The following is a 22,886-nucleotide window of genomic DNA, read 5'->3' as shown; positions in this document are numbered from 1 at the left end:
GACCCAGACACCCGGCAGCACCACAACATGCTTATGACCGAGACATTCACTGGCAGCTTCACCCAGCAGGAACCCATCCCCGAAGAGGCAATCGAGGCCGCGATGGCCGTGCTGCGTCACGGACGATTGCACCGTTACAATATTGTACCCGGTGAATTGGGCGAGACCGCGCTTCTGGAGCGGGAATTTGCGGCCCATATGGGGGCAAAATACTGCTTGGCTGTGTCGTCCGGGGGCTATGCTTTGGCGACCGCGTTGCGGGCCGTTGGGGTCAAGCCGGGTGATCCGGTTCTGACCAACGCCTTCACGCTCGCCCCGGTGCCCGGGTCGATTGCTTCGGTCGGGGCCAAGCCGATCTTTGTGGGCGTGACCGAAAACCTCACCATTGATCTGGATGATCTTGAGGCAAAGCTGCATCAGGCGCGTGTGCTGATGCTGAGCCATATGCGCGGGCACTTGTGCGATATGGATCGGCTGATGCAGATGTGTGATACCGCCGGCGTCACGGTGATCGAGGATTGCGCCCACACAATGGGTGCCGCATGGCGCGGCCAGATGTCGGGGCGTCAGGGTGCGATCGGGTGCTATTCCTGCCAAACCTATAAGCATGTCAATTCCGGCGAGGGTGGTCTGCTGATCACCGATCACGAAGAGATTGCGGCCAAGGCTACGATGCTGTCAGGCTCTTACATGCTGTACGAGCGCCATTTGGCCGCGCCGGGTCCCGAAGTTTTTGAAAGGATCAAATACACCACCCCAAATGTATCTGGACGCATGGACAACCTGCGCGCCGCGATCCTGCGCCCTCAATTGCGCGATCTGGACCGACAGGTGCGGCGCTGGAACGAACGCTATCACGAGATTGAAGCCGGCCTTCGAAACACGCCCGGACTAACCATCGTTGAGCGCCCACCGCAAGAAACCTTTGTCGGCTCGTCCATCCAGTTCCTGCTGCTTGATTGGTCGCCCGAACGTATAGCCGAGGTCATCCGGCGCTGCGCGGCCCGAGGAGTTGAGTTGAAGTGGTTCGGTGGGGCCGAGCCGACGGGTTTTACCTCGCGCTATGACAGTTGGCGCTATGCGGATAGTGAACCGCTTCCAGCCAGTGACCGCATCCTCGCCGGTGTCATGGATATGCGCGTGCCTCTTACCTTTTCACTGGATGATTGCCGCCTGATCGCGCGCATCATCCGGGCCGAGGTCGGCGCGGTCTATCAGTCTTGATCCAATTGAGTGCGCTTTCAGCGCACGCTCAGTTTTTTGCAGCCGCCCTTTGTGGGCGGTTGTCTGCGTTTTTTGATCGGCATGCTGCAGAGGATCGTTGACCCGGCTTGATCAGGCTGATATCAATTTATTGAACGTATGTTCATTTATGCGAAGGAGGAGATCGCGAATGTTCACGGCCACAATGCAATTCGATCTTGGCGAAGACGTGAATGCCTTGCGCGAGATGGTGCATCGCTGGGCGCAGGAGCGGGTCAAGCCGATGGCGGCCGATGTCGACGCGTCTAACGCTTTTCCGAATGAGCTTTGGAAAGAAATGGGCGATCTCGGCTTGCTTGGTATTACAGTGCCCGAGGAATATGGCGGCGCGGGGATGTCGTATCTTGCCCATACGGTTGCTGTGGAAGAGGTCGCGCGGGCCTCGGCCTCGGTCTCGCTGTCTTACGGGGCGCATTCGAACCTTTGCGTCAATCAGATTAAGCTGAACGGCGATGACGCGCAGAAAGCAAAGTACCTGCCGCGTCTTATCTCGGGCGAACATGTGGGCGCGCTGGCGATGTCCGAAGCCTCGGCCGGTTCTGACGTGGTTTCGATGAAACTGCGCGCGGAAAAGCGCAACGATCACTACCGCCTGAACGGCAACAAATACTGGATTACGAACGGGCCGGACGCGGATACGCTGGTGGTTTATGCCAAGACCGATCCGGATGCAGGTTCAAAAGGAATAACCGCGTTTCTGATCGAGAAAGAGATGAAGGGGTTCTCGACCTCGCCTCATTTCGACAAGCTGGGAATGCGGGGTTCAAACACGGCCGAGCTGATTTTCGAAGATGTCGAGGTGCCGTTTGAAAACGTCTTGGGTGAAGAGGGCAAGGGCGTTGCTGTTCTGATGTCCGGTCTGGATTATGAACGTGTGGTTCTGGCCGGGATCGGAACCGGGATCATGGCCGCCTGCCTGGATGAGATCATGCCGTATTTGGCCGAGCGCAAGCAATTCGGCAAGCCGATTGGCAGCTTTCAACTGATGCAAGGTAAGATCGCCGATATGTACACGGCGATGAATTCCGCGCGGGCTTATGTTTACGAGGTCGCAAAGGCATGTGACCGGGGTGATGTGACCCGTCAGGATGCAGCGGCGTGTTGTCTTTATGCCTCGGAACAGGCGATGGTGCAGGCGCATCAGGCCGTTCAAGCGATGGGTGGAGCCGGGTTCCTGTCAGATTCGGCGGTCAGCCGCATTTTTCGCGACGCAAAGCTTATGGAGATCGGCGCGGGCACCAGCGAAATCCGCCGGATGCTGATTGGGCGCGAAATGATGAACGAGATGACCTGAGGAAAACGCCCCGCCAGAATGTGACGGGGCGTCTTGAAGAAGGTTCAGAAGCGATGGACGTAGGATATGCCGACCAGCCAGGGATCGATTTCGGCAGTGCCGATATCGTTTCCGTCCAGTTTGACGTCCGAGTCGATGTCGAACCAGCGGACATTCAGACGAACGGCACCGTTTTCAGAGACCATGTAGTCCAAACCGGCCTGAACCGCGACACCGACCGAGTCATCGACCTCCAGATCACCCAGGGGCGAACTTTCGTCAAAGAAGATGGTGTAGTTGATGCCGGCGCCAACGTAGGGCTTCCATACGCTGTTCGTCGGGAAATGATAATTCAGAGACAAGGTCGGGGGCAGATGCTTGACCGACCCGGCATCGACGCTGCCGCCCAAAGTGACCTCATGGCTGAAAGGCGTGGCGGCCAACAGTTCGACACCCAGATTATCGCGGACGAAGTACTCGACAGTAAAGATCGCGCTGGTGTCTGCATCCACTTCGGCGTCGAATCCAGCCAATGTGCCGTTGTCGGATTTGGGATCAAGGTAGCCAACACCGACACCAACGGTCCAGTCACCTTGATTCTGGGCGAAGGTGGGGGCGGCGAGCGCAACAAGCGCGGTGGAGAGCGTCAAAGCAACGAGTTTTTTGGTCATTTTATGGCCCTTGAATATGTTGATGGGTGTGTTTTGCACAGGTGCGGTCGGGTAAACTCTGATCTACATCAAGTGGGCGTACCCCTTCGAACCGCGCTTGATTGTAATGCATTGGAAATAAAGGATTTTCAAAATGCCTCCCGCTGATTGCATACCGGGGATGCAAAAAGATGGGGGCTGGTTAATCCCCGACAGGCTGAACATGGCGCGGCAGTGTTTTTCTCAGCCCGAGGATCGTGTTGCGATCATCGATCTGACCGGCGGTGGTTGTGAGGCCATCACTTATGGCGCATTGCAGCGCATGGCGGACGGAATAGCGCATGACCTGAAAACGCAGGTTCAGCCTGGTGACAGGGTTGGTGTTCTTCTTAGTCAATCTCCTTGGTGTGCGGCAGCACATCTTGCAATCTGGAAGATCGGCGCGATCTCAGTTCCGTTGTTCAAATTGTTTAAGTGTGATGCCTTGGCGTCGCGGATCGGGGATTCGGGTGCCACGCTTGTGTTGACGGATACCGAAGGGGCGGCGTTGGTAGGCGATCTGGCCCGACCTGTCGTCGTTGACCAGATCGCGCCGTCGGATGATCCGCTGCCCTTCGCGGATACCGGTCCCGAAGATCCTGCGGTTCTAATTTATACCTCTGGCACCACGGGCAGCCCTAAAGGCGCGCTGCACGGCCATCGGGTTCTGACCGGCCACTTGCCCGGTGTTTCGATCAGCCACAATCATTTGCGGGAAGGCGACTGCCTATGGACACCCGCCGACTGGGCCTGGATTGGCGGGCTGTTCGACGTGTTGATGCCCGGTTTGGCGCTGGGCATTCCGGTGGTCGCCGCGCGGCTTGAGAAATTCACCCCCGAAGCCTGCGCTGACGTGATTGCGCGTGGGGGCGTGCGGAACGTGTTCTTTCCACCGACCGCCCTTCGGATGCTGAAAGCAGCGGACCAGTCGATTCCCGGTCTGCGCTCGGTCGCTTCGGGTGGGGAGCCACTAGGGGCTGAGATGCTGGCCTGGGGGCAGAAGGCGTTTGGGCTTACGATCAACGAATTCTACGGTCAGACTGAATGCAATATGGTCGTTTCATCCTGCGCCGTGGATTTCCCGGTGCGACCCGGTTGTATCGGCAAGCCCGTGCCGGGGCATGAGGTTGCGGTTGTTGACAAGGAAGGCAACCCGACGAGCGAAGAGGGAGACGTAGCGATCCGGCGCGGCTCGGCCTCGATGCTGCTGGAATACTGGAACAGGCCTGAAGCCACCGCTGAAAAGTTCCGCGGCGACTGGCTGATCACCGGCGACCGCGGCATTTGGGAGGGCGACTACCTGCGCTTCGTGGGCCGCGACGATGATGTGATCACCTCTGCCGGATATCGCATCGGCCCGGCCGAGATCGAGGATTGCCTGCTGACCCATCCGGCAGTGGCGACCGTCGGCGTGGTCGGTAAGCCCGACCCGCTGCGCACCGAGATCGTGAAAGCCTATGTGGTTTTGAAACCAGAGGCTGAGGCTGCGGAGCATGAGTTACAGGATTGGGTCAAAGAACGCCTGGCGCATTATTCATATCCACGAGAAGTGGCATTCTTAAAGGAGTTGCCGATGACGGTGACGGGTAAGGTCATCCGCAAGGAATTAAAGGCGCGGGCGAGAGCGGAATTGAGGGTATAGAAATGAAACTCACATCCAAAGTCATGCTTGCCTCTGACGGCTTCAAGGCAAATCGCGCGGCGCATCTGGAGGCGCTGGCGCACATCTCTGCCGCTGCCGAAGCAGCCCGCATGGGCGGGGGGGAGAAATCCCGCGCGCGGCATGAATCGCGGGGCAAGATGTTGCCGCGTCGCCGGGTGGCGAACCTGCTTGATCCGGGGTCTCCGTTTTTGGAGATCGGCGCGACGGCGGCGCATGGGATGTACGGCGATGCCGCGCCAAGCGCTGGGGTCGTTGCGGGCATTGGCCGGGTTCAGGGGCGCGAGGTTATGGTGGTGTGCAACGACGCCACCGTGAAGGGCGGCACCTACTATCCGATGACCGTCAAGAAGCACCTCCGCGCGCAGGAGATCGCTGAGGAAAACCATCTGCCCTGCATCTATCTGGTCGACAGCGGCGGCGCGAACCTGCCCAATCAGGATGAGGTCTTTCCCGACCGCGATCACTTTGGCCGCATCTTCTACAACCAAGCGCGGATGAGCGCGAAGGGCATCCCTCAGATCGCTGTGGTGATGGGGTCTTGTACGGCTGGCGGGGCGTATGTGCCTGCGATGTCGGACGTGACCATCATTGTGAAAGAGCAGGGCACGATTTTTCTGGCCGGGCCGCCTCTGGTCAAGGCCGCAACCGGCGAGGTTGTCACGGCTGAGGATTTGGGCGGCGGCGACGTGCATACCCGTTTGTCCGGTGTTGCGGACTATCTGGCCGAGGATGACGCACATGCGCTGGCCCTGGCCCGGAGGGCAGTTGGTTCGCTGAACCTGCACAAGCCGCAGACCGTGGATTGGGCCAGCGCCGAAGACCCGGCCTATGACCCCGAGGAGCTCCTTGGCGTTGTCCCCGCAGACTTGCGCACGCCGTATGATATTCGCGAGGTGATCGCCCGTCTGGTCGATGGATCGCGCTTTGATGAGTTCAAACCTCGGTTCGGGGAAACGCTGGTGACCGGGTTCGCCCATGTCAAAGGCTGCCCGGTCGGGATCATTGCCAACAACGGCGTGCTGTTTTCTGAGGCCGCGCAGAAGGGCGCACATTTTGTCGAGCTTTGCTCGCAGCGTCGCATCCCGCTGGTGTTTCTGCAAAACATCACGGGTTTTATGGTCGGACGGAAATATGAGAACGAAGGCATCGCGCGGCATGGGGCCAAGATGGTAACTGCTGTGGCGACGACCTCAGTGCCGAAGATCACGATGCTTGTCGGAGGCTCTTTTGGGGCCGGAAACTATGGCATGGCGGGCCGGGCCTATCAGCCGCGGTTCCTGTGGACTTGGCCGAATTCACGGATTTCCGTGATGGGCGGAGAGCAGGCGGCGGGTGTTCTGGCCACGGTCAAGCGTGACGGGATCGAGCGGCAGGGCGGCACTTGGTCGCCCGAGGAAGAAGCTGAATTCAAGCGCCCGACGCTTGAGATGTTCGAAGAGCAGTCCCATCCGCTCTATGCCTCGGCGCGGTTGTGGGATGACGGCATCATCGACCCGCGCAAAAGCCGCGATGTGCTGGCCCTGTCCCTCAGCGCTGCTTTGAACGCCCCGATTGAGGAAACACGTTTCGGCGTGTTCAGGATGTGATTGTCATGGCATTGAATGACGTATTGACCCGCTATCCCGGTGCGCAAACCTTTAAATTCGGTGATAGCGCGGAATTGAGCGCTGAGTTGCTGGCACTGGTGCGCTCCGGTCGGAAAACAGCAACCTGTGGCGCGCGTCGGGATTATCCCGACGGCAGCCCCGATATGCCGGTTGTCGGACGCCAGGATATTGCTTTGGAATGGGACGGTCGCCCGGCATTAGTCATCGAAACGGTCGAGGTATCGATCTGTCGATACTGCGATGTGACGGAAGACTTCGCCTTGGCTGAGGGTGAGAACGAAACCCTTGAAGGATGGCGCCGGGATCATCAGCGTTACTTTGAGCGTAACGGTGGATTTGAACCTGAGATGGAACTGGTGTGCGAGCGGTTCCGGCTTGTAGAAGATCTGGCGGTTGAGGGGTAGAAGATGTTCAACAAAATCCTGATTGCCAACCGGGGCGAGATTGCCTGTCGGGTCATGGAAACGGCGCAATCCATGGGCGTGTCCTGCGTGGCCGTCTACTCGGATGCGGATGCGACGGCCAAGCACGTTCAGATGGCGGATGAGGCTGTGCACATTGGCGGTGCGGCCCCGGCCGAGAGTTACCTGAAGGGTGACGTGATTATTCAGGCCGCACTAAAGAGAGGGGCGCAGGCGATACATCCCGGGTATGGTTTCCTGTCCGAAAATCCCAAATTCGTCGATGCGGTCGAGGCCGCTGGGCTGGTGTTCATCGGACCTTCGGCGGATGCCATTCGCAAAATGGGTCTAAAGGACGCGGCCAAAGTGCTGATGGAGCAGGCCGGCGTTCCGGTTGTTCCGGGCTATCACGGTGACAATCAGGACCCCGAGCATCTGGCCGGGGCTGCCGACACCATTGGGTATCCGGTGCTGATCAAGGCCGTCGCCGGTGGCGGTGGAAAAGGCATGCGCCTGGTAGAGCGACCCCAAGATTTCGCCGCCGCGCTGGATAGCGCCGGTGGTGAGGCGCGCACCGCATTCGGCAATGACGATGTGTTGGTCGAAAAATTCGTCGCCAAACCGCGCCATATTGAAGTGCAGGTTTTTGGCGATGGCACCCATGCGGTGCATCTATTCGAACGCGATTGTTCGCTACAACGCCGCCATCAGAAAGTGATCGAAGAGGCTCCGGCCCCCGGAATGACGCCCGAGATGCGCGAGGCGATGGGTCAGGCCGGTGTGCGTGCGGCCGAAGCCATCGGCTACAAAGGTGCGGGAACGGTCGAGTTCATCGTGGATGCGTCGGACGGGCTGCGCCCGGATCGCTTCTGGTTCATGGAGATGAATACCCGCCTGCAAGTAGAGCATCCGGTGACCGAAGCGATCACGGGTATTGACCTAGTCGAATGGCAGTTGCGGGTAGCGTCAGGCGAGGCTTTGCCGAAACGGCAGGAAGACCTGTCAATCTCGGGCCATGCTTTCGAGGCACGGCTTTATGCCGAAGACGTGCCAAAGGGCTTTCTGCCTGCAACGGGCACTCTGACGCATCTGCACTTCCCACCCGCCTGTCGCGCCGACAGTGGGGTGCGCGCGGGGGACACGATCAGCCCGTGGTATGACCCGATGATCGCCAAGGTCATCGTCCACGGCCCTACGCGAGAGGTTGCGCTCGAGCAATTGCACCGGACCCTGCAGCAGACTGAGGTAGCAGGTACTGTCACAAACCTTGCTTTTCTTGGCGCGCTTACGCGGCACAACGGTTTCGCCGCCGGTGACGTGGATACAGGGTTGATTGGGCGTGATCTTGAGGCGCTGACACAGCAGGAGCCGGTGTCGGCCACGACCTGTGTGGCTGCCGCGATGACCGCGCTCGGTCTGGTTGAGACGACCAACGAAACCGGGTTCTCGCTGTGGGCACCGCTGCATCGGGCGGTTCAGCTCTTGGCGCCCGAGGTGATTGATCTGGATGTTCAGGTCGAAAGCCCCGATCGTCAGATGTGGCAGATTGGCGAGCAGACCGTTGTCGCCGAACGCAGCACTGGTGGTTGGCTGATCGGCGGCGCGCCAATGCCGCGCGTTTCGGTTTCGGGGCCTCAGGTCACTGTGTTCGATGCCTACGGACAGGCCTTTGATATCGTCGATCCGCTGGACCGTGATGCCACTGCTGCGGGGGATACCAACGTGATCGAGGCACCCATGCCGGGTCTGGTGAAAGCCGTGTTTGCCTCGGTTGGGCAGGCGGTAAACGAAGGGGATCGGCTGGCCGTCCTCGAAGCCATGAAGATGGAGCATTCGTTGCTGGCAGCCCGAGATGGAATAGTGGCTGAGGTATTGGTCGAGAATGGCGGGCAGGTTGAAGCCGGTGCCGCGTTGATCAGGCTGGAAGAAGAGTGATTTCGACGCCTGCCGCCTAGGGTGGCACTGTCGGAGGTGATCAAAGCTGGGAGGAGCGCAGCCATGGGCGAGCGAGTCGATATTTTTGAGGTAGGTCCACGCGATGGTCTGCAGAACGAAAAACGCGAGATCGCGGTTTCTGAAAAGGTAGCCCTGATCAATTGCCTCAGCCGTGCGGGCTTCAACCGGATTGAAGTGGCTAGTTTCGTCTCGCCTAAATGGGTGCCGCAAATGGCGGGCAGTGCCGAAGTTTTGGCCAAGATCACTCGGGCGGACGGAGTGCGTTACGCCGCGCTGACCCCAAATATGCGCGGGTACGAGGATGCGCTTGCAGCCAAGGCAGATGAAATCGCGGTATTTGCGTCGGCGTCCGAGGGGTTTTCCAAAGCCAATATCAACGCCACGATTGCCGAGTCGATTGAGCGGTTCACCCCTATCCTTGAGGCCGCGCGACATATTGATCTGCCGGTGCGGGGTTACGTGTCTTGCGTGACGGACTGCCCGTATGATGGCCCGACACCGCCGGAAAAGGTGGCAGAGGTCGCGGATCACCTGTTTGCGCTGGGCTGCTACGAGGTGTCGTTGGGTGACACGATCGGGCAGGGCACGCCGGATACTATCGCTCATATGTTGCTGGCCGTGCGCGAGCGTGTTCCCGTGACCCGGCTTGCAGGGCATTTCCATGACACGAACGGGCGCGCGATCGACAACATTGACGCGGCACTGGCGCTGGGCGTTCGTAGCTTTGATACGGCTGTCGGGGGGTTGGGCGGGTGCCCATACGCGCCCGGAGCTGCCGGAAATGTCGCGACCGAGGCCGTGGTCGCGCATTTGGAGCGGCTGGGTTATGAGACCGGGCTTGATCTGGGAATTGTAGAAGAGGCAGCGCAAATGGCCCGCGCCATGCGGTCAGAGTGAGGGACAGCCATGTTTGAAACGATTTCGCTTTCGACCGATGCACGCGGGATAGCAACCCTGACCCTGAACCGAGCCGAGAAGCACAACGCAATGTCGGCGCAAATGATATCTGAGTTGACGCAGGCCGCTCGGCAATTGGGTGAAGACGACGCGGTGCGTGCCGTGGTACTGACCGGAGCGGGCAAGAGCTTCTGCGCGGGCGGTGATTTGGGTTGGATGCGGGATCAGATGGCCGCTGATCCAGAAACCCGGTTTTCCGAGGCGCGCAAACTGGCCGAGATGTTGCAAGCACTGAATACCATGTCCCGGCCCCTGATCGGTGCCGTGCAGGGCAACGCGTTTGGTGGTGGCGTCGGGCTGGCCGCGGTTTGTGACGTGGCAATTGGCGCGATCGGCTTGAAAATGGGTCTGACCGAAACGCGGCTAGGACTGATTCCCGCCACCATCGGCCCTTATGTTATCGCCCGTATGGGCGAAGCCCGCGCGCGGCGCGTTTTTATGTCAGCGCGGCTGTTTGACGCCGCCGAAGCCGTTGAGCTTGGCTTGCTGGCCAAAGCGGTGCCTTACGCTGATCTGAGCGCGGCTGTTGAAAAAGAAGTCTTACCCTATCTCTCTTGCGCTCCGGGTGCGGTGGCATCGGCCAAATCACTGGTGCGATCGCTGGGACCGACAATTGACAATTTGGTGATCGATCAGACCATCCGGGCGCTGGTCGAGCGGTGGGAGACCACCGAAGCGCACGAAGGTATCAGTGCTTTTTTTGAAAAACGAAAGCCTTCTTGGAACAATGAAGGCTAGCGCGCGAGAACAGCGTTTAAATTCGGATAAAAAATGTAGCTTTTTTATTGCTGGAAACAACTGAGTTATTAGGCCACTGCGCGTTTGTGCTCGGTTGACCCCCTGATCCTGCGCGGATAGAGAATGGCCAGTCAACACGCCAATTGACGGCGCCCCCGGTTTGGGTTGCGCAGGAAAGGAGCTATTCGTGGAAGACCTGCTACGGGAGTACCTCCCGATTCTGGTGTTTCTGGCCGTTGCTGTGGGCCTTGGGATCGTCCTGATTCTGGCGGCTGTGGTTCTGGCTGTACGTAACCCCGACCCTGAAAAGGTCAGTGCATATGAATGCGGCTTTAACGCATTCGACGACGCGCGGATGAAGTTCGACGTCCGATTCTATCTGGTGTCGATTCTCTTCATTATTTTTGATCTGGAAATCGCCTTTCTGTTCCCCTGGGCCGTTGGGTTCCGGGACATTAGCGATGTGGGTTTCTGGTCAATGATGGTGTTCCTGGGCGTTCTGACCATCGGCTTTGCCTATGAATGGAAGAAGGGGGCCTTGGAATGGGAGTGATGACAGGTGCAAACACTGCCGGTGTCGACAAGGAGGTCGCCACCGAAGCCTTGAATGCCGAGTTGCAGGACAAAGGGTTCCTGCTGACATCGTCCGAGGACATCATCAACTGGGCCCGTACCGGATCGCTCCATTGGATGACATTCGGTTTGGCCTGTTGCGCGGTCGAGATGATGCACACTTCGATGCCACGGTATGATGCTGAGCGGTTCGGAATTGCACCGCGCGCTTCCCCGCGCCAGTCTGATGTGATGATCGTTGCGGGGACGCTGACCAACAAGATGGCCCCAGCGCTGCGCAAGGTCTATGATCAGATGCCTGAGCCGCGTTACGTGATCTCAATGGGATCCTGCGCCAATGGGGGTGGTTACTATCACTACTCGTACTCTGTGGTGCGTGGCTGTGACCGCATCGTTCCGGTTGATATTTATGTCCCCGGCTGCCCTCCAACGGCTGAGGCGCTGTTGTACGGCCTGATGCAGCTGCAACGCAAAATCCGCCGCACCGGCACAATCGTACGCTGAGGAGAGGGCAGATGAGCGAAGCACTCAAAGAACTTGGCACGCAGCTAGAGGTGAAGCGGACGGATTGCGTTCTGTCCTGGGATGTGACCCATGGTGAGCTGAACGTCGATGTGGCCCCGTCAAGCCTTGTGGAGTTTGTCGAGTTTTTGAAAACCGACCAAAGCTGCAAATTCTCGACGCTGGTGGATATCACCGGTGTGGACTACCCCGAACGGCCCAAGCGGTTCGACGTGGTTTACCATTTCCTGTCGATGTATCAAAACCAGCGTATTCGCCTGCGGGTTTCGATCCGCGAAGAAGATATGGTGCCTTCAATCACTGACATTCACCCTTCGGCCAACTGGTTCGAGCGTGAGGTGTTTGATATGTTTGGCATCCTGTTCTCAGGGCATCCCGACCTGCGGCGTATCCTGACCGACTATGGCTTCCGCGGCTATCCGTTGCGCAAGGATTTCCCGACCACCGGATATACCGAGGTGCGGTATGATGAGGCACAAAAGCGGGTTGTCTATGAACCTGTCAGTCTGGTTCAGGAGTATCGTCAGTTCGATTTCATGAGCCCTTGGGAGGGTGCGAATTACATTTTGCCTGGAGATGAAAAACAGGAGTCGTAGTCATGTTTGAGTTCCTGATCTGGATTGTGTTGGTGGTGGCGACGGTCGTACCGATGACCAAGCTGTTGCCGCATTTCGGGATCAACAAGAACTGGGCGTTCGCATGCATCATCTCTCCGGTCGTGCTTATCCTTTTATGGATCATGGCCTTGAAGTTGCAAGAGATGGAGCGCCACTGACATGATAGGTGAACTGATCGCATTGGGCGCGTTGGGCGTGCTGCTGGCAGGGGCCGCAGTGAAAGCGGCCGAAGCTGAGAAGGTCCGGGTTCGGGCTGAAGCGAAAAAGAAAAAACGGGGGCGTTGATGGACGGCTCAAGATACGATGACGGCAGCACGGACGCGCTGAGCGGAGAACAGAAGATCCGCAACTTCAACATAAACTTCGGCCCGCAACACCCTGCAGCGCATGGGGTTTTGCGCCTTGTGCTTGAGCTCGACGGCGAGATCGTTGAACGCTGCGATCCACATATCGGCCTGCTTCACCGAGGCACCGAAAAGCTGATGGAAAGCCGGACCTATCTGCAGAACCTGCCATATTTCGACCGGCTGGATTACGTGGCGCCGATGAATCAGGAACATGCCTGGTGTCTGGCCATTGAAAAGCTGACTGGTGTGGAAGTGCCGCGCCGGGGGTCGCTGATCCGGGTGCTTTATTCCGAAATCGGGCGTATTCTGAACCACCTGCTGAACGTGACTACGCAGGCGATGGACGTGGGCGCACTCACCCCGCCGCTTTGGGGCTTTGAAGAGCGTGAAAAGCTTATGGTTTTCTATGAACGTGCTTGTGGCGCCCGCTTGCACGCCGCCTATTTCCGCCCCGGCGGTGTTCATCAGGACCTGCCGCCGGAATTGCTCGACGATATCGAGGCGTGGAGCCATGAGTTCCCTGCCGTTCTGGATGACATCGACGGTCTGCTGACCGAAAACCGCATCTTCAAACAGCGCAATGCGGATATCGGTGTCGTGACCGAGGATGACATTCAGAAATACGGCTTCTCGGGCGTGATGGTGCGTGGATCGGGTTTGGCCTGGGATTTGCGACGCGCGCAGCCCTATGAATGTTATGATGAGTTCGAATTCCAGATACCTGTTGGCAAGAACGGCGACTGCTATGACCGTTATCTCTGCCGCATGGAAGAGATGCGCCAGTCGCTGCTGATCATCCGTCAGGCCATCGCCAAAATCCGCGAGTGCCCCGGCGATGTTCTGGCGCGCGGCAAGATCACTCCGCCGAAACGCTCGGACATGAAGACCTCGATGGAAAGTTTGATCCATCACTTCAAACTATACACCGAGGGCTTCCACGTCCCCGCGGGCGAGGTTTATGCCGCTGTCGAAGCCCCCAAGGGCGAGTTTGGCGTCTATCTGGTCGCCGACGGCACCAACAAACCCTACCGCGCCAAACTGCGCGCGCCTGGTTTCCTGCACCTGCAAGCTATGGACCATGTTGCAAAGGGCCACCAACTGGCCGACGTGGCCGCCATCATCGGCACCATGGATGTCGTATTTGGAGAGATTGACCGCTAATGCTCCGCCGTCTTCACCCAGAACAACCTGAAAGCTTTGCCTTCACCGCTGCCAACCAGCAATGGGCCGAAGCGCAGATCACTAAATACCCCGAGGGCCGTCAGGCCAGCGCGGTTATTCCATTGCTCTGGCGCGCGCAAGAGCAGGAGGGCTGGCTGAGCCGCCCGGCTATCGAATCTGTCGCAGACATGCTGGATATGGCCTATATCCGTGTGCTTGAAGTCGCATCTTTTTACTTTATGTTTCAGCTGCAACCCATTGGTTCTGTGGCGCATATTCAGGTTTGCGGTACGACCTCCTGCATGATCTGTGGCGCCGAAGACCTGATCGCGGTTTGTAAGGAAAAAATCGCTGCCAAACCGCACGAGCTGTCTGCGGATGGTAAGCTGAGCTGGGAAGAGGTGGAGTGCCTGGGGTCTTGCACCAACGCGCCGATGGCGCAAATCGGCAAGGACTATTACGAAGACCTGACCGCCGAGAGTTTTGGAAAAATTCTGGATGATCTTGTTGCTGGAAAAGTTCCGGTGCCGGGGCCTCAAAACGGGCGATATGCGTCGGAACCTTTGAAGGGGCTCAGCAGCTTGGCCGAATATGAGGCGGGCAAGCCTCAGTACAACGCGAGTGTTGAACTCGCCAATGATCTGGGCGACACGGTCAAGCGGATCGACGGTACCGAAGTACCGATCCTGACGCCTTGGTTGGGCAAAGATGGCAAAGCCACCGCGAGTAAGGCCGCGCCCAAACCGCCTAAAGCGCCTGAGACTGGAAAGACTGCGGCGCAGCAAAGTGCTACTAAGAAATCGGCCGAGGCTGAACCGGCTTCGCCGGACGGTGCTGCGGCCAAGGCAGACAGCACAAAGGTTCAAGAAGCCCAACCAGAAACGCTCAGCACGGCGCGTGACGGCAAGGCGGACAATCTGAAACTGCTGAAAGGCGTCGGGCCCAAACTTGAACAGACGCTGAACGAGTTGGGTATTTATCATTTCGACCAGATCGCGGCGTGGACACCCGAGCATGTGGCTTGGGTGGATGAACGGTTGCAGTTCAAAGGGCGGATTGAACGCGATGGCTGGATTGAGCAGGCCGGGAAACTGGCGGCGGGTGAGGAAACCGAATTCGCCAAACGCGCCAAGGAAGATGGCACTTACGACGACGAATAAACGGTGCCCGGTCGGGGCATCAGGGTAAGATGGACAAGGACAAAGAACAGGCCATAGCCCGCAAGGGCCGTCATATTGGTATAGTCATTGCCGCGACTATGCTGTTTTGGCTTGCCATGAACCTTTTTGTCGGACCCGCACTGGAATTGACGACGCGACATGCCCTGCTTTTTGACTTCGCTGCTCTGGCGGGTTTCATCTACGCGGGTGTCAACATTTTTCAACTCTGGCGGATGCGTCAGGATAGCCAAAGGTAACTAGCGATGCTGAAGGATCAGGACCGGATCTTTACCAACATCTACGGGATGCATGAGCGTACTTTGAAGGGTGCGCAAGCCCGGGGGCATTGGGATGGCACTGCTGGCCTGATGGAAAAGGGCCGCGACTGGATCATCCAGACGATGAAGGATTCAGGGCTTCGTGGACGGGGCGGCGCGGGTTTCCCGACGGGACTGAAGTGGTCCTTCATGCCCAAAGAAAGCGATGGACGTCCGGCGTATCTGGTTGTGAACGCAGATGAATCCGAACCCGGAACCTGCAAGGACCGCGAGATCATGCGCCACGATCCGCACACGCTGATCGAAGGCTGCCTGATCGCCTCTTTCGCGATGAATGCGCATACCTGCTATATCTACCTGCGCGGCGAGTATATTCGTGAGCGTGAGGCGCTGCAGGCTGCGATTGATGAAGCGTATGACGCGGGCTTGCTTGGCAAGAACGCAGCCGGCTCGGGCTGGGACTTTGACCTGTTTCTGCATCACGGGGCAGGGGCGTACATTTGCGGTGAGGAAACCGCTCTGATCGAAAGCCTTGAGGGCAAGAAGGGAATGCCGCGGATGAAGCCTCCGTTCCCGGCGGGAGCGGGCCTTTATGGGTGTCCGACGACGGTGAATAATGTGGAGTCCATCGCCGTTGTTCCCACGATCCTACGCCGTGGTGCTGACTGGTTTGCGGGTTTTGGCCGTCAGAACAATGCGGGCACCAAACTGTTTGCGATTTCGGGCCACGTGAATAACCCCTGTGTCGTCGAAGAGGCGATGTCGATCTCGTTCGAAGAACTGATCGAGACCCATTGCGGCGGCATTCGCGGCGGTTGGGACAATCTGCTGGCGGTGATCCCGGGCGGCTCGTCCGTGCCATGTGTGCGCGGTGAAAACATGCGCGATGCGATCATGGATTTTGATTACTTGCGCAACGATTTGGGCTCGGGTCTGGGTACGGCTGCGGTAATCGTGATGGACAAGTCCACCGATATCATCAAGGCGATCTGGCGTCTGTCGAAATTCTACAAGCATGAAAGCTGCGGTCAGTGTACGCCGTGTCGCGAAGGCACAGGCTGGATGATGCGTGTCATGGACCGCCTTGTGCGTGGCGAGGCCGAGTTGGAAGAAATCGACATGCTTTTTGATGTGACCAAGCAGGTCGAAGGCCACACGATCTGTGCGCTGGGTGATGCGGCCGCCTGGCCGATCCAGGGTCTGATCCGCAACTTCCGCGAAGAGATCGAAGACCGCATCAAGGCTCAGAAATCGGGCCGCATGGGCGCGATGGCAGCGGAGTAACCTGATGGACCTGTTTGCAGAATATGGCCATGCTGTCGCATCGGTTGTCATATTTTCCCTGATTATCTTGGTGCTGTCGCCTTTTTCAGCCTTGGCCAAGCAGTCCAAGGGTTTGGCACCCGGTGCAGCCCCAGCGCAGGACTATTCCGATAGTGCTTATCGTTTGAACCGGGCTTATCTGAATGGGACCGAGACCCTACCCGCGTATGTTGCGGTCACGGTCGCGGCCATTCTGATGGGAGTCAGCCCGTTCTGGGTGAATCTGCTGGCCTCGATCGCGTTGGTCGCGCGCTTGGCGATGTTGGTGGTCCATATTCGGGGCATCGGTAAACCAAATACTGGCTTGCGCTCGGTCACTTATGTGATCGCGTGGGCTTGCATGGTGGCGATGGGTGTAATGGCGTTGGTGGCTGCGTTCTGATGGTAAACTCGGGGAATATTCAGATGAAGGCCCAACATCTCCTTCCGGGGCGGTTCACGATGCTGGGTGCGTTGGCCGCCATATCTTTTGTCGCGGCTTGCAGCGGGGTTGGGATTTCGTCTTCCAGCGATCGGGTTTTTTTTGACGGCCACTATTTTCGGGCCAAGGCGAAACCGGTCGACAAGAAAGCAACGCCGACAGAATTCACAGTGGTCGTCAACGGTGTGTCGGCGTCGCTGGAAGGTGCACGCGAAGCGGGAAGGTTCGAAGGAACAAAATTCTGTATTTACAACTTCGGAACGTCCCAAATTCTTTGGAAGGTTGGCCCGGATACCGATCCGCAGGCGCTCAGCATTGTTGACGACAAGCTGACCTTTGCAGGGGCATGCCAACGACCATGAGGCGTGCTTGCGCATATCACGCCATGACGCGGGGGATGTTATTGCATAGCACCTCGGCGGCAGGCCGTCTTGGGTTTCCCAAGACGAAAGGACTGGTCATGTCTGGTGTGAAACTGCTTGCAATGTTGTCTGTACTGGCGCTGCCAACGGTAGCAGAAGCGAAACCGCCGCTGCGCGACGTAAAAGAGATTGACGACGAGCTTTACTATATCGCTATTGCGAACGAGATCTCAGAATACTGCCCCTCGATCAGTGGTCGACGCCTGAAGGCGATTGGCGTGATGTGGGGGCTGAAGTCCAAGGCAAATAACCTCGGCTACTCGGACGATGAAATCCGGGCATATGTAGAATCCGACGCCGAAAAGGACAGAATGCGCGCCAAGGGCGAGGCATATTTGGCCCAGAATGGCGTGAGTTACAAAGATCAGAACTCTTTCTGCGCATTGGGGCAGAAGGAAATCGAAAGAAACAGCGCTGTTGGCGTGTATTTGAGGGCGAACTAGATCATGTCTGACCTCCGCAAAGTAAATATCGACGGGCAGGAAATCGAAGTCGATGGTGCGATGACCCTGATTCAGGCTTGCGAAGAAGCCGGGATTGAGGTCCCGCGCTTTTGCTATCACGAGCGTCTTTCCATTGCCGGAAACTGCCGTATGTGCCTTGTCGAAGTTGTGGGCGGACCGCCGAAACCCGCAGCATCCTGCGCGATGCAGGTACGCGACTTGCGCCCGGGACCGGAAGGTCAGCCGCCAGTGGTAAAAACCAATTCACCGATGGTGAAGAAGGCCCGCGAAGGGGTGATGGAGTTCCTGCTCATCAACCACCCGCTGGATTGCCCGATTTGTGACCAGGGCGGCGAATGCGACCTGCAGGATCAGGCGATGGCTTATGGTTTGTCCGGATCGCGATTCAAAGAGGCGAAGCGCGCGGTAGACGATCTGGATCTGGGGCCGTTGGTGGGCACCGCGATGACCCGCTGCATCAGTTGCACCCGCTGCGTGCGCTTTACGACCGAGGTGGCCGGGATCACGCAGATGGGACAGACAGGGCGCGGTGAGGATGCTGAGATCACCTCGTATCTGAACCAGACGCTTGACTCGAACCTGCAAGGCAATATCATCGACCTCTGCCCGGTTGGGGCGCTGACGTCCAAGCCCTATGCGTTCACTGCACGTCCGTGGGAGCTGACCAAAACAGAGAGCATCGATGTGATGGACGCTCTGGGTTCAAACATTCGCGTTGATACCAAGGGGCGCGAAGTCATGCGCTTTCTGCCGCGTAACCATGATGGCGTGAATGAGGAATGGATCAGCGACAAGACGCGGTTTGTGTGGGACGGCCTGCGTCGTCAGCGCTTGGACAAGCCCTATGTGCGCGAAAACGGCAAACTGCGTCCGGCCTCGTGGCCCGAAGCGTTGAACAAAGCTGCCGAGGCGCTGAAAGGGGCCGAAAAACCTGCAGGACTTGTGGGTGATCTGGTACCGGTCGAGGCCGCGTTTGCCTTGAAACAGATGATCGAAGGGCAGGGTGGAATTGTCGAGTGTCGAACCGACGGTGCCCGGCTGCCGGCTGGAAACCGGGCGGCTTACGCCGGAACTGCTGCGATCGAAGATATCGATACGGCCGAGCGGATATTGCTGATCGGGACCAACCCACGAGACGAAGCTCCGGTACTCAACGCCCGCATCCGCAAGGCATGGGCACATGGGGCAGAGGTTGCTGTGGTCGGGCCGGCGGTTGATCTGACGTATGAGTATCAGCACATGGGTGATGACCGCGTGGCCTTACAAAAAGTCGTCGACATGGGCGGTGATGATGAGATCAAGGGCAAAGCCTCATTGGTGATTATTGGTCAGGGCGCCTTGAAAGAAGCGGACGGGGCCGCTGTCCTGGCTGCGGCACAAACCATTGCCGCCAATACTGAAAGTGGCCTGATCGTGTTGCATACAGCAGCGTCTCGGGTTGGCGCGATGGATGTTGACGCAACAAACGAAGGCGGCATGGAAGCCATCAGCGCGGCAGATGTGATCTATAACCTCGGCGCCGATGAGATCGAGATCGGGGAAGGCGCATTTGTCATCTATCAGGGCAGCCACGGTGATCGCGGAGCCCATCGCGCTGATGTGATCCTTCCGGGCGCAGCCTACACCGAAGAAAACGGCCTGTTCGTAAACACAGAGGGTCGTCCGCAATTGGCTGCGCGTGCTGGGTTCGCACCGGGTGAGGCCAAGGAGAATTGGGCGATCCTGCGTGCCCTTTCGGCAGAGCTGGGTGCAAAACTGCCCTATGACTCACTGGCGCAGCTTCGCACTGCGTTGATCGAAGCGGTGCCGCATTTGGCGCGAATTGACGAGGTCATCGAAAACAAGGTGGAACAGCTGGCAGCAGGTCCGCTGGGCAAGGCAAGCTTCCGAAATGCGATAGGTGACTTTTACCTGACCAACCCGATTGCTCGGGCCTCGCAATTGATGGCCGAACTGTCGGCACAGGCACAGGCCCGCAAGTCCGAAAAGATCGCGGCGGAATGATCCAGTCTTGTTTCATATCCTTGAAGCGGGCCTGCGATACGCTGGGCCAAGAAATGCGTGTGAAACGCAATAAAAAGGGTGGCGCTGGGGCGGCGGATGCTGTTTACACCAACGCGCCGACACAGCCGCAATTTGCGCAGGCACATGGCCTAAGCATCGTTTGCGGAAAACGGAATACCCACGGTGTGAGGACCAATGGCTGATTTCTTTAACACCCCAGGCGGAATAGCCTTTATCATTCTGGCACAAGTGCTTGCCGTTGTTGCATTTGTGATGATTTCGCTATTGTTCCTCGTGTATGGCGACCGCAAGATTTGGGCAGCGGTCCAGATGCGGCGCGGTCCAAACGTGGTCGGCGTGTATGGCTTGCTGCAAACAGTTGCGGATGCGTTGAAATACGTGGTCAAAGAGGTCGTTATCCCGGCCGGTGCCGACCGTACCGTCTTTATGCTTGCACCACTGACAAGCTTTGTGCTGGCGATGATCGCGTGGGCAGTGATCCCGTTTAACGATACCTGGGTTCTTTCTGATATCAACGTTGCCATTCTCTATGTTTTCGCCGTTTCCTCGCTTGAGGTTTATGGCGTGATTATGGGCGGTTGGGCGTCGAACTCAAAGTACCCTTTCCTGGGTTCTCTGCGCTCGGCGGCACAGATGATTTCATACGAAGTTTCGATCGGCCTGATTATCATCGGTGTCATCATTTCCACTGGCTCAATGAACTTTGGCGACATCGTCCGCGCTCAAGACGGGTCGTTTGGGTTCTTCAGCTGGTATTGGCTGCCACATTTCCCGATGGTCTTCCTGTTCTTTATTTCTGCGCTGGCCGAGACCAACCGTCCACCCTTCGACCTGCCCGAGGCGGAATCGGAATTGGTTGCCGGGTATCAGGTCGAATACTCGGCCACGCCCTTCCTGCTGTTCATGGCAGGTGAATACATCGCCATCTTCCTGATGTGTGCTCTTACCACGCTGCTGTTCTTTGGCGGATGGCTGTCGCCCATTCCGGGTCTGCCGGATGGCGCGCTGTGGATGGTTGCGAAGATGGCGTTCTTCTTCTTCCTGTTCGCAATGGTCAAGGCGATCACGCCGCGCTACCGCTATGACCAGTTGATGCGGTTGGGCTGGAAAGTCTTCCTGCCGTTCTCGCTGGTCTGGGTGGTCTTTGTGGCCTTTGCGGCAAGATTTGACTGGTTCTGGGGCGCATTCGCCCGCTGGAGCGTAGGAGGCTGATTATGACTCAAATCGACTATACCCGCGCCGCGAAATATTTCCTGCTGCAGGACTTCTGGGTAGGTATGAAACTGGGGTTGAAATACTTCTTTGCCCCAAAGGCCACCGTAAACTACCCGCATGAGAAGGGGCCACTGTCGCCGCGTTTTCGTGGTGAACACGCCCTGCGTCGTTACCCAAATGGTGAGGAACGGTGCATCGCGTGCAAGCTGTGCGAGGCGATTTGCCCCGCGCAGGCGATCACCATTGACGCGGAACCGCGCGAAGACGGCAGCCGCCGCACTACGCGCTACGACATCGACATGACAAAGTGCATCTATTGCGGTTTCTGCCAAGAGGCCTGCCCGGTCGATGCCATCGTCGAAGGCCCGAATTTTGAATTCGCGACCGAGACCCGCGAAGAGCTGTTTTACGACAAGGAAAAACTGCTCGATAACGGTGAACGTTGGGAAGCTGAAATTGCCCGGAATCTGGAAATGGACGCACCTTACCGATGAGTGACAGCCCGACAAATCCGTTCGAGCTGATGATGAAGCAAGCTCAGGACATGGCCAAAGCGATGAACCCGGCGATGGAGAATTTCTCGCCCAAGGGGTTCGAGGCGCTGTGGCCGACCATGCCTAAAGAGGTCATGGAGATGATGTTTGGCAATGCCGTCAACAAGGACGGGTTGGATGCTAAGACCCGTCTGCTTCTGACGCTGGCGGGGCTGACCTGTCAGGGCGCGCAGGCCGATACCGCCGTGCGCCAGACTGTCCGCCACGCGCTTGAGGCCGGGGCCAGAAAACAAGAGATCGTGGAAACGATCGGTCAGATGTCGGTCTTTGCCGGCATCCCGGCCATGACCCGAGCGCTGGATCTGGCGCAGGAGGTCATGGGAGACAACGAGGATGAGGATCAATGACCGTCTTTGCCTTCTACCTTTTTGCCATCGGCGCCATCACCGGAGGGCTGTTCACGGTGATCAGCCGCCAACCGGTGCATTCGGTTCTGTGGCTGATCCTGTCCTTCCTGTCCTCGGCAGGGCTGTTCGTGCTGCTTGGGGCTGAATTCGTGGCGATGCTGCTGATCATCGTGTACGTGGGCGCGGTCGCGGTGCTATTCCTGTTTGTGGTGATGATGCTGGACGTGGACTTTGCCGAGCTGAAGGCCGAGATGGCGCGCTATATGCCGCTGGCCCTGCTGATTGGTCTGGTTATCCTGATGCAGTTCGTCATGGCCTTTGGTGCCTGGGACAGCGCACAGGGCGCGGCTGGTAACCTCGCGCAACCAGTCCCGGCAGACCGTCACAACACCGAGGCGCTCGGCGTCATTCTTTATGATCAATATTTCCTTCTGTTCCAACTGGCGGGCCTGATCCTGCTGGTCGCAATGATCGGCGCCATCGTTCTGACGCTGCGCCACCGTCAGGACATCAAGCGTCAGGACATCGTCGGCCAGATGATGCGCGACCCGGCCAAGGCGATGGAGTTGAAGGACGTGAAACCGGGGCAGGGGCTGTGAGACGATGATCGGACTTGAACACTATCTTACGGTCGCGGCGACGCTGTTCGTCATCGGCATCTTCGGTCTCTTCCTGAACCGCAAGAACGTCATCATCCTGCTGATGAGCATCGAGTTGATGCTGCTGGCGGTGAATATCAACCTCGTGGCGTTTTCCAGCTTCCTCGGCGATCTGGTTGGGCAGGTGTTTACGCTGTTCGTCCTGACTGTTGCAGCGGCCGAGGCGGCGATCGGGCTGGCCATTCTGGTTTGCTTCTTCCGCAACCGTGGCTCGATCGCGGTTGAAGACGCCAATATGATGAAGGGGTAAG

The 22,886-nt window shown here is 58.1% G+C and carries 27 protein-coding genes; 26 read left to right on the top strand and 1 reads right to left on the bottom strand.

From position 1 onward, the window contains the following. The first annotated feature begins 33 nt into the window (after window positions 1–33). On the top strand, window positions 34–1,224 hold the full coding sequence (locus tag LCM21_RS10895) for a DegT/DnrJ/EryC1/StrS family aminotransferase (RefSeq protein WP_224890635.1): 1,191 nt from the start codon (window positions 34–36) through the stop codon (window positions 1,222–1,224). A gap of 169 nt (window positions 1,225–1,393) precedes the next feature. Beyond that, window positions 1,394–2,557: an isovaleryl-CoA dehydrogenase gene (locus LCM21_RS10890; protein WP_068335571.1), complete on the top strand. Its 1,164-nt coding sequence runs from the start codon at window positions 1,394–1,396 to the stop codon at window positions 2,555–2,557. Between the two features lie 44 nt (window positions 2,558–2,601). Here LCM21_RS10890 and LCM21_RS10885 read toward each other — a convergent pair whose 3' ends face one another. Then, on the bottom strand, window positions 2,602–3,207 hold the full coding sequence (locus LCM21_RS10885; protein ID WP_224890634.1) for an OmpW/AlkL family protein: 606 nt from the start codon (window positions 3,205–3,207) through the stop codon (window positions 2,602–2,604). 133 nt (window positions 3,208–3,340) lie between these two features. On the opposite strand from LCM21_RS10885, the gene LCM21_RS10880 reads away from it, so the two are divergent. The 24 genes from LCM21_RS10880 to nuoK all read left to right on the top strand — a co-directional run bounded on the left by LCM21_RS10880 (window position 3,341) and on the right by nuoK (window position 22,885). Then, window positions 3,341–4,867: an AMP-binding protein gene (locus LCM21_RS10880; RefSeq protein ID WP_224890633.1), complete on the top strand. Its 1,527-nt coding sequence runs from the start codon at window positions 3,341–3,343 to the stop codon at window positions 4,865–4,867. A 2-nt stretch (window positions 4,868–4,869) separates the two neighbouring features. After that, window positions 4,870–6,474, top strand: a complete 1,605-nt coding sequence (locus LCM21_RS10875) for a carboxyl transferase domain-containing protein (RefSeq protein ID WP_224890632.1) — start codon at window positions 4,870–4,872, stop codon at window positions 6,472–6,474. Between the two features lie 5 nt (window positions 6,475–6,479). Continuing rightward, window positions 6,480–6,899 (top strand): ASCH domain-containing protein, encoded by a 420-nt coding sequence (locus LCM21_RS10870; RefSeq protein WP_068335565.1) that lies wholly within the window; start codon window positions 6,480–6,482, stop codon window positions 6,897–6,899. A gap of 3 nt (window positions 6,900–6,902) precedes the next feature. Next, a complete protein-coding gene (locus LCM21_RS10865; protein WP_224890631.1) occupies window positions 6,903–8,831 on the top strand; it encodes an acetyl/propionyl/methylcrotonyl-CoA carboxylase subunit alpha in 1,929 nt (642 codons plus the stop codon). 63 nt (window positions 8,832–8,894) lie between these two features. Next, complete coding sequence (locus tag LCM21_RS10860) at window positions 8,895–9,749, top strand: hydroxymethylglutaryl-CoA lyase (RefSeq protein ID WP_224890630.1); 855 nt, start codon at window positions 8,895–8,897, stop codon at window positions 9,747–9,749. A 9-nt stretch (window positions 9,750–9,758) separates the two neighbouring features. Then, window positions 9,759–10,547: a crotonase/enoyl-CoA hydratase family protein gene (locus LCM21_RS10855; protein WP_224890629.1), complete on the top strand. Its 789-nt coding sequence runs from the start codon at window positions 9,759–9,761 to the stop codon at window positions 10,545–10,547. A gap of 187 nt (window positions 10,548–10,734) precedes the next feature. Continuing rightward, window positions 10,735–11,100, top strand: a complete 366-nt coding sequence (locus LCM21_RS10850; protein WP_068335558.1) for an NADH-quinone oxidoreductase subunit A — start codon at window positions 10,735–10,737, stop codon at window positions 11,098–11,100. Then, window positions 11,091–11,624 (top strand): NuoB/complex I 20 kDa subunit family protein, encoded by a 534-nt coding sequence (locus LCM21_RS10845; protein WP_068335556.1) that lies wholly within the window; start codon window positions 11,091–11,093, stop codon window positions 11,622–11,624. The genes LCM21_RS10850 and LCM21_RS10845 overlap by 10 nt, the downstream gene beginning before the upstream one ends. 11 nt (window positions 11,625–11,635) lie before the next feature. Beyond that, window positions 11,636–12,238 (top strand): NADH-quinone oxidoreductase subunit C, encoded by a 603-nt coding sequence (locus LCM21_RS10840; RefSeq protein ID WP_224890628.1) that lies wholly within the window; start codon window positions 11,636–11,638, stop codon window positions 12,236–12,238. A 2-nt stretch (window positions 12,239–12,240) separates the two neighbouring features. Further along, window positions 12,241–12,417 carry a hypothetical protein gene (locus LCM21_RS10835; RefSeq protein ID WP_224890627.1) on the top strand — a complete coding sequence of 59 codons (177 nt, stop codon included), beginning with the start codon at window positions 12,241–12,243 and terminating at the stop codon, window positions 12,415–12,417. A gap of 1 nt (window position 12,418) precedes the next feature. Continuing rightward, the gene (locus tag LCM21_RS20720) at window positions 12,419–12,544 is read left to right on the top strand and encodes a hypothetical protein (protein WP_263618976.1); all 126 of its coding nucleotides are present in this window, start codon (window positions 12,419–12,421) and stop codon (window positions 12,542–12,544) included. Continuing rightward, on the top strand, window positions 12,544–13,767 hold the full coding sequence (locus LCM21_RS10830) for an NADH-quinone oxidoreductase subunit D (protein ID WP_170375130.1): 1,224 nt from the start codon (window positions 12,544–12,546) through the stop codon (window positions 13,765–13,767). The genes LCM21_RS20720 and LCM21_RS10830 overlap by 1 nt, the downstream gene beginning before the upstream one ends. Next, window positions 13,767–14,927 (top strand): NADH-quinone oxidoreductase subunit E, encoded by a 1,161-nt coding sequence (locus LCM21_RS10825; protein ID WP_224890626.1) that lies wholly within the window; start codon window positions 13,767–13,769, stop codon window positions 14,925–14,927. Before LCM21_RS10830 ends, LCM21_RS10825 begins: the two co-directional genes overlap by 1 nt. Window positions 14,928–14,956: 29 nt before the next feature. Next, window positions 14,957–15,184, top strand: coding sequence for a DUF5337 domain-containing protein (locus LCM21_RS10820; RefSeq protein WP_068335548.1), 228 nt, complete (start codon window positions 14,957–14,959; stop codon window positions 15,182–15,184). A gap of 6 nt (window positions 15,185–15,190) precedes the next feature. Next, a complete protein-coding gene (gene nuoF / locus LCM21_RS10815) occupies window positions 15,191–16,489 on the top strand; it encodes an NADH-quinone oxidoreductase subunit NuoF (RefSeq protein WP_068335546.1) in 1,299 nt (432 codons plus the stop codon). A gap of 4 nt (window positions 16,490–16,493) precedes the next feature. Further along, window positions 16,494–16,910, top strand: a complete 417-nt coding sequence (locus LCM21_RS10810; protein WP_224890625.1) for an MAPEG family protein — start codon at window positions 16,494–16,496, stop codon at window positions 16,908–16,910. Window positions 16,911–16,933: 23 nt separating this feature from the next. Continuing rightward, window positions 16,934–17,311: a hypothetical protein gene (locus LCM21_RS10805; RefSeq protein WP_224890624.1), complete on the top strand. Its 378-nt coding sequence runs from the start codon at window positions 16,934–16,936 to the stop codon at window positions 17,309–17,311. Between the two features lie 35 nt (window positions 17,312–17,346). After that, complete coding sequence (locus tag LCM21_RS10800; RefSeq protein WP_319003914.1) at window positions 17,347–17,814, top strand: DUF5333 domain-containing protein; 468 nt, start codon at window positions 17,347–17,349, stop codon at window positions 17,812–17,814. 3 nt (window positions 17,815–17,817) lie between these two features. Continuing rightward, a complete protein-coding gene (nuoG, locus tag LCM21_RS10795; protein ID WP_224890623.1) occupies window positions 17,818–19,839 on the top strand; it encodes an NADH-quinone oxidoreductase subunit NuoG in 2,022 nt (673 codons plus the stop codon). A gap of 195 nt (window positions 19,840–20,034) precedes the next feature. Further along, complete coding sequence (nuoH, locus tag LCM21_RS10790) at window positions 20,035–21,072, top strand: NADH-quinone oxidoreductase subunit NuoH (RefSeq protein WP_068335537.1); 1,038 nt, start codon at window positions 20,035–20,037, stop codon at window positions 21,070–21,072. 2 nt (window positions 21,073–21,074) lie between these two features. Continuing rightward, window positions 21,075–21,569, top strand: a complete 495-nt coding sequence (gene nuoI / locus LCM21_RS10785) for an NADH-quinone oxidoreductase subunit NuoI (protein WP_039524264.1) — start codon at window positions 21,075–21,077, stop codon at window positions 21,567–21,569. After that, a complete protein-coding gene (locus LCM21_RS10780) occupies window positions 21,566–21,976 on the top strand; it encodes a carboxymuconolactone decarboxylase family protein (RefSeq protein WP_068335534.1) in 411 nt (136 codons plus the stop codon). Before nuoI ends, LCM21_RS10780 begins: the two co-directional genes overlap by 4 nt. Continuing rightward, the gene (locus LCM21_RS10775) at window positions 21,973–22,575 is read left to right on the top strand and encodes an NADH-quinone oxidoreductase subunit J (protein ID WP_224890622.1); all 603 of its coding nucleotides are present in this window, start codon (window positions 21,973–21,975) and stop codon (window positions 22,573–22,575) included. The genes LCM21_RS10780 and LCM21_RS10775 overlap by 4 nt, the downstream gene beginning before the upstream one ends. Before the next feature lie 4 nt (window positions 22,576–22,579). Further along, on the top strand, window positions 22,580–22,885 hold the full coding sequence (nuoK, locus tag LCM21_RS10770; protein WP_068335527.1) for an NADH-quinone oxidoreductase subunit NuoK: 306 nt from the start codon (window positions 22,580–22,582) through the stop codon (window positions 22,883–22,885). Window position 22,886 lies beyond the last annotated feature (1 nt).

Source organism: Ruegeria profundi, assembly GCF_020171505.1.
GTDB lineage: Bacteria > Pseudomonadota > Alphaproteobacteria > Rhodobacterales > Rhodobacteraceae > Ruegeria > Ruegeria profundi.
The sequence above is the reverse complement of the archived record's forward strand: the minus strand, read 5'-3'. Positions and strand labels throughout refer to the sequence as shown.